Here is a 14,225-nt window from a genome sequence, read left to right as displayed (position 1 = left end):
TCATTCTGCGCGTCGGGCCTGATAGAGGTTGATCATCGCCGGGATGAGGATCTCCGAACCAGACTGATACTGTCGGAACTCTTCTGCGACCGCTTGTTGAATAGCGTCAGTATCAGCCTCACTCCCTTCGAAATGAGCAACAACACGGCCCGCAGGACCAACACGTGTCACCAGCCTCGCCGTGCCTTCAACGCCGCCAAAACCCGTCAGGTTCACTGTGATCGCGTCGCCGGTTATTTCAGACAGCCCCGCTTGGGTCATCAGACCTTTGACATGGTCGATGTCGTGGAACGCCAGCGGCCCGGGCGCATAGCGGTCTACGCGGGGCGGTTGACCCATTCGCCGAACGGCAGCGACATGGGGTATCTTGAACCACGGGTTGACGTCCAATGGCCCCCAGGAAGCGAACGTCATTTGCCCACCGGGTTTCAGTGCCGAGGCGATGTTTCGGAATGCTGCGATCGAGTCGCTAAAGAACATGACACCAAACCGGGAGATTGCGGCATCCATTTGTCCGGGTTCAAACGCGTAGGTTTGCGCATCCGCGTGCTGAAAAGTGATAGTCTGTATCCCGTCGCTTTCAGCACGTTTGGCTGCGCGGTCCAGAAAGGGCTGTGAAATGTCAGCGGCCAGAACGTGCCCGTTCGGCCCTACCGCGCGGGCGGCAGCGATTGCACTGACGCCCGTGCCACATCCGATATCCAGCACCTTCATGCCTGCCGACAAGGCGGCCCGGTTCAGAACGAGATCAAGAACAGGCGCAAAGGCGTGGTCAAGCTGATCTTCATAGGTCAGCCATTTGGTGCCTTGTTCCGAGTTTCCCCAGAATTCCGCCTGTTCCTCGTTCACTGATGTCATGTTCGCCTCCTGTGGATGGGGCGACTATGACCTCCGGCGGCGTCGACGGCCAGATTTTTCATCATCCCCGCCGCCGGTATTGAAGGACGGAGCGGGCAGGGTGACGACCTGCGCCAATTCAGGGAACGGATCGGTTTTGTGCGGGATCGCATTGGCGGCGACGAAATGGTCTTGAAACTTGGGTTCGATTGCCGTTTCGACCTTGGTGATCTCGCGCACCACGCGTTCGATCTCGGCCCGCGATCCGATGTTACACAGCGCGATCCGGGCACCGGTTCCAGCGGCATTACCCGCGCTGGAGACCTTCTCCAGCGGTGCATCAGGGATCATACCCAGCACCATCGCGTGCTTGGTCGAAATATGCGCGCCGAAGGCACCGGCAAGTACCACGCGATCCACATGGTCAACCTCCATCTCATCCATTAGGAGACGCGCTCCGGCATAGAGCGCGGATTTAGCCAACTGGATGGCACGGATATCACCCTGAGTTACCGTGATACGCGGACCGCCCTCGGCGCTGGCATCGTGGATCAGATAGGAGTTGGTGCGGCCTTCGGGAACGCAACGCTGTGTGCCAGTCTGCGCGGCCGAGCCGATCAGCCCGCTTTCGTCCAGAAGACCTGCAATGCGCATCTCGGCCACGGCCTCGATAATGCCTGAGCCGCAGATACCGGTGATGCCCGTGGTGGCAATGTCCTGATCAAAGCCTTCGTCATTCGACCAATTCTCGGACCCGATCACGCGGAAACGCGGTTCTTTGGTGACAGGATCGATTTCGATTCGTTCAATCGCACCGGGCGCGGCTCTCTGGCCCGAGCTGATCTGGGCACCCTCAAATGCGGGGCCGGTGGGTGACGAACAGGCCAGAACGCGGTGGGTGTTGCCCAGCAAGATTTCCGCATTGGTACCCACATCCACGATCAGTACCAGATCGTCGGACTTGCCGGGTTCCTCGGATAGGGCAACGGCAGCGCAGTCCGCACCCACATGGCCCGCAATACACGGCAGGATATAGACCTGCGCGCGTGGATTCATCGTGGTCAGGTCCATCTCATGCGCAGGCAGGGACATGCTTTCGGACGTCGCGAGCGCAAATGGCGCCTGACCCAGTTCGACTGGGTCAAGACCCAGCAAAAGATGGTGCATGACCGGATTGCAGACGAACACCGTTTCGACGATCAAAGCGGCATCGATCCCGGCCTCATCAGCGATTGAAGTGGTCAGATCGTTGATCGCTTCGCGCACGGCCCGGGTCATTTCCTTGTCGCCACCGGGATTCATCATGGCGTAAGACACGCGGCTCATCAGGTCTTCGCCGAAACGAATTTGCGGGTTCATCAGGCCGGAAGAAGCCTTGACTTCACCGGTTTCCAGATCGGTCAGGTGCGCAGCGATGGTGGTCGAGCCGAGGTCGATAGCCAGACCGTAAAGCCCATGTTCGTGCAGGCCGGGCCAAATTTCGACGATACGGGCCACGTTGTCCTTGTGGCCTTTGTGGACGGCGACCGTGACCTCCCATTTCCCTTTGCGCAACGCTGGCTGCAGCTTGGACATCAGCGACAGATCGGCGGTAATCGCATCGATCTTCCATTGTTCGCGCAAGGCGCGTTCTAACCGTTCCAGATCGCCTGTGGGCGAGTGCATGTCGGGTTCTTCCACCACCACGAAATACAGGCGTGTTGCAGGGTCCATGGTGATGGCGCGGGCGGCGGCGGCCTTGCGGACCACCTGACGGTGAACCTGGCTTTCAGGAGGCACGTCGATCACCACGTCACCCTGAACCGAGGCCTGACAGCCCAAACGGCGCCCGGGTTTCAAGCCTCGTTTGTCGTCATAACGCTGTTCAACCGCGTTCCATTCGCTCAGCGCGTCCTCCGAGACGGTCACGCCATGCTTGGGAAACTCTCCATAGCTGGGGGTGATCTGACATTTCGAACAAATACCGCGTCCACCGCAGACTGAATCAAGATCGACACCCAACTGGCGCGCTGCCGTCAGGATTGGCGTGCCAACGGGAAAGTGTCCGCGTTTGCCGGACGGGGTAAAAACGACAAGAGGATCGGTGGTCATGAATGGCCTGCCTTTGTATTCGCGCGTATGCCGGCGAACATATGGGTTTGAACGCAAAGGGAAAGGGCATTCAGCGGCACGTTTTGCATTGCTTGCGTCGTTTTCGGGCGTGGCAGAAGCCCGCAGGGGAAAACAACTTGGGTTCGGGGCTTTCCCTCTGGTGAAATCCATGCAATAGGGTCACCGTCAAACGGGCTTTTGCATGGGGTTATCAAATGCAGATTCGTGAGGCACTCACCTTCGACGACGTTCTTCTGGTTCCGGGCGCATCTTCTGTGCTGCCGGCAACCGCTGATACCACCACGCGCGTGACGCGTGAGATTACGATGAACATCCCGCTGCTAAGCTCGGCGATGGACACGGTGACCGAGGCGCGTATGGCTATCGCCATGGCGCAGGCTGGGGGCATCGGCGTGGTGCACAAAAACCTCACGGTCGAGGAACAGGCCCGCGAAGTGCGTCGGGTTAAGCGGTTCGAATCCGGTATCGTCTATAACCCGGTCACGCTGCGCGCGGATCAAACATTGGCAGATGCTCAGGCTTTGGTAGAGCGCTACAACTTCACCGGCTTCCCGGTCGTTGAAGAAAGCGGTCGTGTCGTCGGCATTGTCACCAACCGAGATATGCGCTTTGCGACCTCGGATGACACGCCGATCAAAGCGATGATGACCTCTGACAATCTGGCGATGCTGCAAGAGCCCGCCGATCTGGAAGAGGCCAAAAGCCTCATGCGTGCGCGTCGGATCGAAAAATTGCTGGTCGTCGATGGCGAGGGCAAGCTGACAGGCTTACTGACGCTGAAAGATACCGAGCAGGCCGTGCTGAACCCTACAGCCTGCAAGGACCGGTTGGGCCGTCTGCGTGTGGCTGCTGCAACCTCGGTCGGAGACGCTGGGTTCGAGCGGTCAGAGCAGTTGGTCGATTCCGGGGTCGATATCATTGTTGTGGATACCGCACATGGTCATTCGCAAGGGGTTCTGGACGCGGTGAAACGTGCCAAGACGCTGTCGAACGAGGTTCAGATCATCGCCGGTAACGTCGCCACTGCCGAGGCCACCAAAGCGCTGATCGATGCAGGTGCAGACGCGATCAAAGTGGGCATCGGGCCCGGCTCGATCTGTACCACACGGATGGTCGCGGGTGTTGGCGTCCCTCAGTTGACGGCCATCATGGATTGTGCCGCTGCGGCGGGGGAAGTTCCGGTCATTGCTGATGGTGGCATCAAATTCTCGGGCGATTTCGCCAAGGCGATTGCGGCAGGGGCATCTTGCGCCATGGTGGGTTCGATGATTGCGGGCACGGATGAAAGCCCGGGCGAGGTGATCCTCTATCAAGGCCGCTCGTTCAAATCGTATCGCGGCATGGGCAGCCTGGGTGCGATGGCGCGTGGCTCGGCGGATCGCTATTTCCAGAAGGACGCCGCGAATGACAAGCTGGTGCCCGAAGGGATCGAAGGCCAGGTGCCGTACAAAGGGTCCGCAAGCGCTGTTGTGCACCAACTGGTTGGAGGTTTGCGCGCGGCGATGGGCTATACCGGTTGTGCCACCGTCGATGAGATGCGCCAGAACTGCAACTTTGTCAAAATCACTGGCGCAGGTTTGAAGGAAAGCCATGTGCATGACGTTCAGATCACACGGGAAAGCCCCAATTATCGCGTGATGTAAGTTTGTGAGACCCTTCAGGGGGGTCTCTCGAAATTGATCGTGTAGACGAACGGAAAACGCGATGACACCTGCTGCTCGGGTTCAGGCCTCGATCGAGATCCTCGACGACATTCTTGCCGGTGCACCGGTCGAGAAGGCGTTGACCGGCTGGGCTCGACGCAGTCGGTTCGCGGGATCTAAGGATCGCGCTGCGATCCGGGATCATGTGTTTGATGCATTGCGGTGCAAGCGATCCTTCTCGGCGCTCGGTGGATCCGAGACGGGGCGCGGCCTGATGATCGGTGCCGCCCGATCCTTGGACTCAGACCTAACGTCATTATTTTCGGGTGCGCGGTATGCACCTGCAGAGGTAACCGAAGCTGACCAACCCAGGTCATTTCAGAGCGACGCAGAACGTCTGGATATCCCCGAGTGGTTGTGGCCCCAATTTCAGGCCGCGTTGAAGGACGAAGCTGAACTTGCCGCAGCCGCGCTACAATCGCGCGCTCCGATTCATCTGAGGGTCAACCTGCTGAAAACTGACCTGCCTACAGCCATTCAACGACTGGCTGCCGAGGAGATCACGGCGCATCCACATCCGGCCTGCGATACTGCATTGGAAGTTACCGAGGGCGCACGCAAGATATCTCAGAGCGGTCCGTATACAGATGGGCTGGTTGAGTTGCAGGATGCCGCGAGCCAAGCGGTAGTTGCCGCGCTTGATTTGCAGCCAGGCATGCGTGTCCTTGACTATTGTGCGGGTGGCGGAGGCAAGTCCCTTGCTTTAGCGGCTACGTATATGGGTGTTCAGGTCTTTGCCCATGATGCCAATTCCAACCGTATGCGCGACTTGCCAGCGCGCGCGGCAAGGGCGGGCGCGGATGTCACGATCCTGACCACAGGCCAAATCACCGGTCAGGCCCCGTTCGATGTGGTTTTGACAGATGTGCCATGTTCCGGCAGCGGATCGTGGCGTCGCGCGCCGGCAGGGAAATGGGCGCTAACGCCCGAGCGTTTGGAGGAACTAGCGCAGATTCAGGCCACCATTCTACGAGATGTTTCACCTCTCGTTGCGCCCAAAGGCGTGCTTGCCTATGCGACCTGCTCGATGCTGGCGATTGAAAACGACGACATTATTGATGGATTCTTGGCCAGCAATCCCGAATGGCAGAGCGGATACCGCAAAACGTGGCTGGTTTCACACGGGACCGATGGATTTTTTACAGCACACTTGACGCGAATATAAACTTTAAAACACAACCTTAAGAAGTTTATGTCACTGATCATTAAGCAGCAATTAACCATTGCAGGCAGATATTGATCAGAAATTGTAATAATCCGGGCTGTTTATGTCTATTCAATCTGAATTTACCCCCTCTCGATCAAGTGGATGGGGCATTGATCGTGGGCGCTATGCCTCACTGGCATTGATCGCCATTTTATTGAGCGTACTTTCCTTCTTTGACGTCTTGCCGCCACGGTTAAGTGCCGGGGTCGCAGCCGTTGGCTTGTCCTTCCTGGTAGTAGTGGTCTTTGCATTGGCGCGTGCTTGGATATTGAATCAGATCGAAGCGCAAACATACGCTGCGATGACGGGTTTTCTAGTGCAAGAAACCGATGCCTGTGTCATTTCGGATGCGACGGGCGAGGTGCTAGTTGCAAACGCTCAGGCCAATGCGCGTCTTATTCGGAACGCGGGTACGCGACTAGATGAGTCTCTGCGTACCGTATTTGCAAACCCGTCGGCGGCGCTGTTGCGTTTGCAGTCTCATGCCCTGAAACGGGGTTTTTGGGAAGAAGATGTTGTCACGCGCGGACAAACAATACCGGTGTCTGTTTCAAAGCTGGGTGAAAATCGGTTTTGCTGGCGTTTTAGAATAGATGCACCCCAGATCTGGCGCAGCGTGCAGCGGCCGGTTCTGACGGTCGGACGAAATGACGTGGTGCTGGATGCCAATGATGCGGCTATCGAGCTTTTTGGTCAGATTCCCACATGCCTCAAGCCGATGGTTCAGGCTGGCGGTGCAGTTGTTGGTAGCATCATACAGATTAAAACCGGGGAAACTGAAGCACCATTCACTGTCACAACGCTCAGGCACAGCGGTATTGTGCGTGAGTTGCTTTTAACGCCGCTGCAGCACGCCGAAGGACCGCAGCACACGACATCATTTGCAGATTTGCCAGTTGCGATCATGTGCATGTCTCCCGATGGAGATGTTAGCGAAGCAAACCACCTCGCGGTTGAATTGGTCGGTGAGATCCAACCGGGGCGGACGAATATCGAAAGCATGATGCAGGGGCTCGGCTATCCGATAAGGGACTGGCTGGCGAGTGCTGCCGAACAAGGCGCAGCACCGCGGTCTGAATTCCTGCGTTTGGTGCGCAAGGACAAAGAGGTATTTGTGCAAGTTACGCTGTCACGGATTCTCAGGGATGGTCAGGTCTGTCTTATTGCGGTTCTGAACGATGCCACCGAACTGAAAACGATGGAGGCGCAGTTTGTTCAAGGCCAGAAGATGCAAGCCGTTGGGCAATTGGCGGGCGGGGTGGCACATGATTTCAATAACTTGCTGACGGCGATTTCGGGGCATTGTGATCTGTTGCTGTTGCGCCATGACCAAGATGACCCGAATTACGGCGATCTTGTACAGATCAATCAGAACGCCAACCGTGCTGCAGCGTTGGTCAGCCAGCTTCTGGCCTTTTCGCGCAAACAAACGCTCCGGCCCGAAGTGCTGGATCTGCGAGATACGATTTCAGACCTTATCCATTTGCTAAACCGTCTTGTGGGCGAGAAGGTCCGCCTGACGCTCAGTCATGATCCGGTGCTCAAATCCGTCTGCGCGGACAAGCGCCAGTTAGAGCAGGTTTTGATGAACCTGGTCGTCAATGCGCGTGATGCGATGCCTGAGGGGGGGGAGATTCGGATCGAGACCGAAGTAGTGACATTGGATCAATCGATCACGCGCGATCGGGCGACGGTACAGCCGGGGGAATATGTTACGGTCAAAGTCATCGATAGCGGCATCGGGATTCCTGCAGACAAACTGCAAAAGGTGTTTGAGCCATTTTATACGACCAAACGCACAGGCGAGGGGACGGGGCTGGGGCTATCGACTGTTTACGGGATCGTAAAACAGACTGGTGGTTTCATATTTGTCGACAGTGTGCAGGACCGGGGAACGGAATTCACCGTGCTCTTGCCTGTGAGTTCCCGGGTCCAGGAATCGGAGCCTGAGGTACCCGATACGTCAGAGGTGCAAAGTTCCCGATTGGGTGAAGGCGTGGTTTTGTTGGTCGAAGACGAAGCCCCGGTGCGCGCCTTCGCGACGCGGGCGCTTCGCTTGAAAGGCTACACTGTGCTTGAAGCTGAATCAGCCGAAGATGCGCTGCAATTGTTGGACGACCCCAATTTGCTGGTGGATGTTTTTGTTACCGATGTCGTCATGCCCGGAATGGACGGCCCGACTTGGGTGCGCGAGGCCATGAAAACACGTCCTGACGTGCGGGTGGTCTTCATGTCAGGCTATACTGAGGGGGCGTTCGGCGAATCTGGTCCTCAGATCGAAAATTCCACCTTCCTGCCCAAGCCGTTTTCGTTGACCCAGCTGACCGAAGCGGTGTTTCAGCAAATGAATTGAAAACGCTATTCGGCAGCACGATACAATGCGTATTCTGCGGCGTGCAATGATTGGAACCGGAGTTCAGTTTGTTTTGAGAAGTCCATCGGGCAAGCGGGCGAGACGTTCTCACGCGGTAGATCGATTTTACATTCCAGCCGATTCTGAAGGAAATCCATTATCTTTTGCTGGCTGTCATATTTGAAGATATGCGCAACACCTTTACCGTTACTGCGGGGTCGCAAAAAATCGGTTTGGCATCCCACATCTGCGTAGGCCGGGCGGGGGTTTTGCATATAGGCGTCAAGGAATGCCTCGAAGCTTAAACCTTTTGTGGAATGCGGATGACCTGCCAATTCGGCGCGCGTTCGATATCGATACCAACTTCCCAACCAATCGACAGGTTCGCGCACAATGGCCATGACGTCCATTTCTGCATCAAACATCTTGCGAAACATGGTCTGGAAGAAGCGATCATAGCGACGCATGTTCGCATGTTTCAGGTCTGTTGGTCCGGACACAACGATATCGGCCCTATCGCGTAAAGCTGATTGATACGCGGTGGAGCCGGTCTTTGGAACAGACAGAAGCGCAAGCCGCTTTTCATAGAAAACAAGCATTTATCTTTTCTCTTCAATGCCTTTCAAGTCTCAGATTGTCGTAAACGACTCTTTAACACAATTGCTGAAGAGTAGTTTTCATAAGTTTTAGTTGAAATGTTCTCTTTTTGGTCCCATAAGGAACAAGAGGCGAACAAAGCAGCGATTGCCGCCCGATCAAGGGTGTGACAAAAGAGAAGGCGACAGGACAATGGCGGATCTTCTGACGATGAGCGACAAGAAAAACGCAGACAAGCAAAAGGCGCTCGACAGCGCATTGGCCCAGATCGAACGGCAGTTCGGCAAAGGCTCGATCATGAAGTTGGGCGAAGATTCCAAGCAGGATATCGATGCGAGTTCGACCGGATCGCTGGGCTTGGATATCGCTCTGGGGATCGGCGGCTTGCCGATGGGCCGGATCGTCGAGATTTATGGCCCGGAAAGCTCGGGTAAGACCACGCTGACGCTGCACTGCATCGCTGAACAGCAAAAACGCGGCGGAGTCTGCGCGTTCGTCGACGCAGAACATGCACTGGACCCTCAATATGCGCGCAAGCTGGGTGTGGATCTGGATGAATTGCTGATCTCTCAGCCCGACACCGGCGAGCAGGCCCTTGAGATCACCGACACCTTGGTGCGGTCGGGGGCCGTGAACATGGTCGTGGTCGACTCGGTTGCGGCGCTGACGCCGAAATCCGAGTTGGAAGGCGACATGGGTGACAGCAGCGTGGGTGTTCAGGCCCGGCTGATGAGCCAGGCGATGCGCAAGCTGACCGGCTCGATCAATCGCTCGAACTGCATGGTGATCTTCATCAACCAGATCAGGATGAAGATCGGTGTGATGTTTGGCAGCCCGGAAACCACTACCGGTGGTAATGCGTTGAAATTCTACAGCTCGGTCCGTCTGGATATTCGCCGTATCGGTGCGATCAAGGATCGGGACGAAGTTGTGGGCAACCAGACCCGCGTCAAGGTCGTCAAGAACAAGGTGGCACCGCCGTTCAAGCAGGTGGAATTCGACATCATGTATGGCGAAGGCATCAGCAAAATGGGTGAGCTTCTGGATCTGGGCGTCAAGGCCGGTGTGGTCGAAAAGTCGGGTTCGTGGTTTAGCTACGGTGATGAGCGGATCGGGCAGGGGCGTGAGAATGCCAAGCAATATCTGCGTGACAATTCCCGTGCGGCGCTCGAGATCGAAGACAAAATACGTGCCGCGCATGGGTTAGACTTTGAAATGCCACCCGAAGCGGAAGAGGATGACATCCTCGAAGCTTAAAGCGTGCCTCAGGGGGAACCGAAGAAATCCCCGGCACCCCGGTAGTGCTAAAATATCTGGAACAGGGTGGCCCCTCGGGGCCGCCTTGTTTCGTTTCGGATGGGCCAATGCTGTGGACACTCTCGGGGGGTGGGGCTAAACCTTTGCTGACCATAACGACTGCGCGCCGAGAGAGCCTTATGCCAACGCTGAACGACATTCGATCTACCTTCCTGAACTACTTTGCCAAGCAGGGGCACGAAGTGGTTGCGTCCAGCCCGCTGGTTCCGCGCAATGATCCGACACTGATGTTCGTCAACTCGGGTATGGTTCAGTTCAAGAATCTGTTTACTGGCGTCGAAACCCGCGACTACAGCCGTGCTACCACTGCACAGAAATGCGTGCGTGCAGGCGGCAAACACAACGATCTGGACAATGTGGGCTATACCGCTCGCCACCATACGTTCTTTGAAATGCTGGGGAATTTCTCATTCGGGGATTACTTTAAGCATGAGGCGATACCGTTCGCTTGGGAACTGATCACCAAAGAATTTGGTATCGATAAGAACCGTCTGTTGGCCACTGTCTATCACACCGATGATGAGGCATTTGAAATCTGGAAAAAGGTTGGTGTCCCTGAAGACCGGATCATCCGCATCGCTACTAATGACAATTTCTGGCAAATGGGCCCTACCGGCCCCTGCGGCCCGTGCACCGAGATTTTCTATGACCACGGTGATCACATCTGGGGTGGGCCTCCGGGTTCGGCTGAGGAAGATGGTGATCGGTTCATCGAAATCTGGAACATCGTTTTCATGCAGAACGAACAGTTCGAAGACGGCTCGATGGTCGAACTCGACATGCAGTCGATCGACACCGGCATGGGATTGGAACGCATTGGTGCCTTGCTGCAAGGCAGCCACGACAATTATGACACCGATCTGTTCAAAACGCTGATCGAAGCCTCCGCGGATGCGACCGGTGTTGATCCTTATGGGGATCAAAACGTGCATCATCGCGTGATTGCGGACCACTTGCGTTCAACTTCGTTCCTGATCGCGGATGGTGTGATGCCGTCAAATGATGGGCGAGGGTATGTTCTGCGCCGTATCATGCGCCGCGCGATGCGCCATGCGCATCTGTTGGGGGCCAAAGATCCGGTGATGCACCGCCTGGTACCCACGCTGGTGCAATTGATGGGTGCGCAATATTCAGAGCTTGGTCAGGCGCAGCCACTGATCGAAGAGACACTGCTGCTTGAGGAAACTCGGTTCAAGCAAACTTTGGATCGCGGTCTGAAGCTGTTGGATGAGGAAGTTTCGGGCCTACCTGAAGGCGATCCACTACCCGGAGACGCGGCATTCAAACTGTATGATACCTATGGTTTCCCGCTCGATCTGACGCAGGATGCGCTGCGCGAGAAAGGTCGAACCGTCGACACCGATGGATTTGACGTGGCGATGGCCGAACAAAAAGCCAAGGCACGCGCGGCGTGGGCCGGGTCTGGCGAATCTGCCGATCAGGTGGTTTGGTTCGATGTGCTGGATGCGGCCGGTGCGACCGATTTCCTTGGCTACGATACTGAAAAGGCCGAAGGTCAGGTCGCTGCGTTGGTGGTCGATGGTGTATTGGTCGACAAGATCGAGAAGGGTGGTACCGGCTGGGTCGTAGTCAACCAGACACCGTTCTATGGCGAGGCCGGCGGCCAGGTCGGCGACACCGGTGAAATTCGCAGGCTGGATGAGCGCGACGATATCGCCCGTGTTGAAGACACCAGAAAGTTTGCTGATGGCAAAGTCTATGCTCACAAGGTCACGATTGATCATGGGGCGATCTCAAAAGGTGACGCAGTTGAGCTGGAAGTCGATCACGCGCGCCGCACGGCCATTCGTGCCAACCACTCCGCGACGCACCTTCTGCATGAAGCTCTGCGTGAGACATTGGGTGACCACGTGGCGCAGCGCGGGTCGCTTAACGCATCAGATCGTTTGCGGTTCGATTTCAGCCATTCCAAGGCTCTGACACTGGAAGAAGTGCAGAAAGTTGAGCGAGAGGTGAACGCATTCATCCGGCAAAACTCAACCGTGGAAACCAGGATTATGACACCTGATGACGCCCGTGAACTGGGTGCTCAAGCTCTGTTCGGTGAGAAATACGGGGATGAGGTGCGCGTGGTTTCGATGGGCAAAGCACCCACCGGCAAAGGCCAGGATGGCGAAACATGGTCGATTGAACTGTGTGGCGGTACCCATGTGCGCCAGACCGGTGATATCGGAACCTTCGTCGTGCTGGGCGACAGTGCCAGCAGCGCGGGCGTGCGGCGGATCGAGGCTTTGACGGGTGATGACGCATTTAAGTATCTGTCGAAACAGGATCATCGCCTTTCCTCAATTGCGCTTGAGTTGAAAGCGCAGCCTGATGACGTTGTGGCGCGTGTTAAGACTCTGCTGGATGAGCGTAAGTCGCTGCAAAACGAAGTTGCGCAGTTGCGCCGTGATCTGGCCATGGCCGGAGGCGCGGGGCAGGGCGGTGGAGCGGAAGCGCGCGATGTGAACGGCGTTGCGTTCTTTGCGCAGTCGCTCTCGGGTGTGTCCGGAAAGGACCTGCCTGCATTGATTGATGAGCACAAAAGCCGTTTGGGAACCGGTGCAGTATTGTTGATTGCTGATACCGGCGGCAAAGCGGCTGTTGCTGCGGGCGTCACGTCTGACCTGACAGACACGGTATCCGCGGTGGATCTGGTCCGGGCGGCGGTCGCTGAACTGGGCGGCAAAGGCGGTGGCGGACGGCCTGACATGGCACAGGGGGGGGGCAAGGATGCCTCGAATGCAGAGGCTGCAATCAAGGCCGCTGAACAGGTTTTGGGAGGATAAGATGCCAGCACTTTGGATCGCACACGTCACTGTGACAGATGCCGATGCTTATGGAAAATACGCCGAGCTTGCAGGGCCGGCAATTGCGGCGCATGGGGGTGAATTCATCGCCCGCGCGGCACGTTACGTGCAGTTAGAGGGCAAAGAGCGACCACGCAATGTGGTCGCCCGCTTCCCAACCGTCGAGGCTGCGGTAGAGTGCTACAATTCTCCTGCATATCAGCAGGCATTGGATCATGCCCGTGGCGCCAGCGAGCGAGAGCTGGTGGTCGTTGAAGTTACCGACTGAGAATCAGGCTCAATCTACCTTCGCATGAAATTTGCAAATTCTGCCCGGCCCAGAGCCGTGCGACCTGCCATGCATTTTAGCGTGGGCGGCTCTTCACGATCGCTCTGAATTTATACACATTATTACAATGGGTTGTGCATACTTCCGGTTGGTTTTGAACATATTTCTCTGTCCGATTGTGGCACTTCGCGCCACTTTCTTGCGCGGAAATGGTCACGAAAAGTGACGAATTTCCGCCGTTTTTTCCGCTCAATCTCGGATTTGATTGCGTGACAACCACGGTTTGCGGATATGGTCCGGTGTACAGATGGGTTCTGATCCACGCAGTTTGCAGGGACTAATAGGACTCGAGGGACAGGCATGAAATTCTTTGGTACGACCTTAGACGCCCACTTAAAGAGCGCTGCCAAGCTTGGCGGGCTGTTTGGTTTGGCTATCCTGATTAACGGTTCGCTGTTGTTTGGGACTGAAGCATCGGCGAAAGATGCCGCGTTTATCCCGAGTATCGCTGCCTCGCCACCACCCTCCGGTGCGCGTCAGCTTTGCGGTAAGTATTCCTGGGCATGTGCGCAAAAAGGTATCGGTTCCTTATCCACCAGCCAAGAATTGAAGCTTGTCAAAGAAATCAACCGCCGCGTTAATCGATCCACGCGAGAGGTCACGGATCAGTCGCAATACAAAACCAGTGAACTTTGGGCGCTTCCAACGTCGCGCGGTGGTGACTGCGAAGATTTTGCGCTTCTAAAGAAAAGAGATTTGATCCAGGCTGGTTTCGACCCTCGTAAACTACTGCTCGCGACAGTGTTGGATACGCGCAGAAACTCTCATGCTGTTTTGGTTTATCGGTCAAGCGACGGCGATCTGGTTCTGGATAATTTGACCAATCAGATCAAGCCTTGGAAGGCGACGCGCTATCTGTTCCTGAGGATGCAAGATCCTAAACAGCCACGAAATTGGGTCGGAGTTTACGGAAAGAGCTAGAAATCCGAGAAACAAAAAAGGGCGCCTGTAATGAGCA

General features: G+C 56.2%; 10 protein-coding genes. 7 read left to right on the top strand and 3 right to left on the bottom strand.

The features are described from left to right. The gene (locus ACR0AY_RS02935; protein ID WP_170509785.1) at positions 1 to 858 is read right to left on the bottom strand and encodes a class I SAM-dependent methyltransferase; all 858 of its coding nucleotides are present in this window, start codon (positions 856 to 858) and stop codon (positions 1 to 3) included. A gap of 24 nt (positions 859 to 882) precedes the next feature. After that, positions 883 to 2,928, bottom strand: coding sequence for an ASKHA domain-containing protein (locus ACR0AY_RS02930; RefSeq protein WP_170509787.1), 2,046 nt, complete (start codon positions 2,926 to 2,928; stop codon positions 883 to 885). 215 nt (positions 2,929 to 3,143) lie between these two features. On the opposite strand from ACR0AY_RS02930, the gene guaB reads away from it, so the two are divergent. The 3 genes from guaB to ACR0AY_RS02915 all read left to right on the top strand — a co-directional run bounded on the left by guaB (position 3,144) and on the right by ACR0AY_RS02915 (position 8,212). Further along, positions 3,144 to 4,592: an IMP dehydrogenase gene (guaB, locus tag ACR0AY_RS02925; RefSeq protein ID WP_170509791.1), complete on the top strand. Its 1,449-nt coding sequence runs from the start codon at positions 3,144 to 3,146 to the stop codon at positions 4,590 to 4,592. 61 nt (positions 4,593 to 4,653) lie between these two features. After that, positions 4,654 to 5,817 (top strand): RsmB/NOP family class I SAM-dependent RNA methyltransferase, encoded by a 1,164-nt coding sequence (locus tag ACR0AY_RS02920; RefSeq protein ID WP_170509795.1) that lies wholly within the window; start codon positions 4,654 to 4,656, stop codon positions 5,815 to 5,817. A 103-nt stretch (positions 5,818 to 5,920) separates the two neighbouring features. Next, the gene (locus ACR0AY_RS02915; RefSeq protein ID WP_170509797.1) at positions 5,921 to 8,212 is read left to right on the top strand and encodes an ATP-binding protein; all 2,292 of its coding nucleotides are present in this window, start codon (positions 5,921 to 5,923) and stop codon (positions 8,210 to 8,212) included. A 5-nt stretch (positions 8,213 to 8,217) separates the two neighbouring features. Here the strand turns inward: ACR0AY_RS02915 and ACR0AY_RS02910 are convergent, their stop codons facing one another. Next, on the bottom strand, positions 8,218 to 8,811 hold the full coding sequence (locus ACR0AY_RS02910; RefSeq protein WP_170509799.1) for a sulfotransferase family 2 domain-containing protein: 594 nt from the start codon (positions 8,809 to 8,811) through the stop codon (positions 8,218 to 8,220). Between the two features lie 190 nt (positions 8,812 to 9,001). Here ACR0AY_RS02910 and recA point away from each other — a divergent pair, with 190 nt between their 5' ends. The 4 genes from recA to ACR0AY_RS02890 all read left to right on the top strand — a co-directional run bounded on the left by recA (position 9,002) and on the right by ACR0AY_RS02890 (position 14,188). Beyond that, positions 9,002 to 10,066: a recombinase RecA gene (gene recA, locus ACR0AY_RS02905; protein ID WP_170393025.1), complete on the top strand. Its 1,065-nt coding sequence runs from the start codon at positions 9,002 to 9,004 to the stop codon at positions 10,064 to 10,066. Between the two features lie 179 nt (positions 10,067 to 10,245). Beyond that, the gene (alaS, locus tag ACR0AY_RS02900) at positions 10,246 to 12,918 is read left to right on the top strand and encodes an alanine--tRNA ligase (protein WP_170510786.1); all 2,673 of its coding nucleotides are present in this window, start codon (positions 10,246 to 10,248) and stop codon (positions 12,916 to 12,918) included. A gap of 1 nt (position 12,919) precedes the next feature. After that, positions 12,920 to 13,207, top strand: a complete 288-nt coding sequence (locus ACR0AY_RS02895; RefSeq protein WP_170509800.1) for a DUF1330 domain-containing protein — start codon at positions 12,920 to 12,922, stop codon at positions 13,205 to 13,207. A 360-nt stretch (positions 13,208 to 13,567) separates the two neighbouring features. Next, positions 13,568 to 14,188 carry a transglutaminase-like cysteine peptidase gene (locus ACR0AY_RS02890; RefSeq protein WP_170509802.1) on the top strand — a complete coding sequence of 207 codons (621 nt, stop codon included), beginning with the start codon at positions 13,568 to 13,570 and terminating at the stop codon, positions 14,186 to 14,188. Positions 14,189 to 14,225 lie beyond the last annotated feature (37 nt).

Source organism: Ruegeria sp. A5 (assembly GCF_056543005.1).
The sequence above is the reverse complement of the archived record's forward strand: the minus strand, read 5'-3'. Positions and strand labels throughout refer to the sequence as shown.

Excerpts from the sequence above, each read along its gene's own strand:
- ACR0AY_RS02895 (WP_170509800.1), top strand. The coding sequence starts at position 12,920 with ATGCCAGCACTTTGGATCGCACACGTCACTGTGACAGATGCCGATGCT.
- ACR0AY_RS02915 (WP_170509797.1), top strand. The coding sequence starts at position 5,921 with ATGTCTATTCAATCTGAATTTACCCCCTCTCGATCAAGTGGATGGGGC.
- ACR0AY_RS02890 (WP_170509802.1), top strand. The coding sequence starts at position 13,568 with ATGAAATTCTTTGGTACGACCTTAGACGCCCACTTAAAGAGCGCTGCC.
- recA (WP_170393025.1), top strand. The coding sequence starts at position 9,002 with ATGGCGGATCTTCTGACGATGAGCGACAAGAAAAACGCAGACAAGCAA.
- ACR0AY_RS02935 (WP_170509785.1), bottom strand. The coding sequence starts at position 858 with ATGACATCAGTGAACGAGGAACAGGCGGAATTCTGGGGAAACTCGGAA.
- alaS (WP_170510786.1), top strand. The coding sequence starts at position 10,246 with ATGCCAACGCTGAACGACATTCGATCTACCTTCCTGAACTACTTTGCC.
- guaB (WP_170509791.1), top strand. The coding sequence starts at position 3,144 with ATGCAGATTCGTGAGGCACTCACCTTCGACGACGTTCTTCTGGTTCCG.
- ACR0AY_RS02920 (WP_170509795.1), top strand. The coding sequence starts at position 4,654 with ATGACACCTGCTGCTCGGGTTCAGGCCTCGATCGAGATCCTCGACGAC.
- ACR0AY_RS02910 (WP_170509799.1), bottom strand. The coding sequence starts at position 8,811 with ATGCTTGTTTTCTATGAAAAGCGGCTTGCGCTTCTGTCTGTTCCAAAG.
- ACR0AY_RS02930 (WP_170509787.1), bottom strand. The coding sequence starts at position 2,928 with ATGACCACCGATCCTCTTGTCGTTTTTACCCCGTCCGGCAAACGCGGA.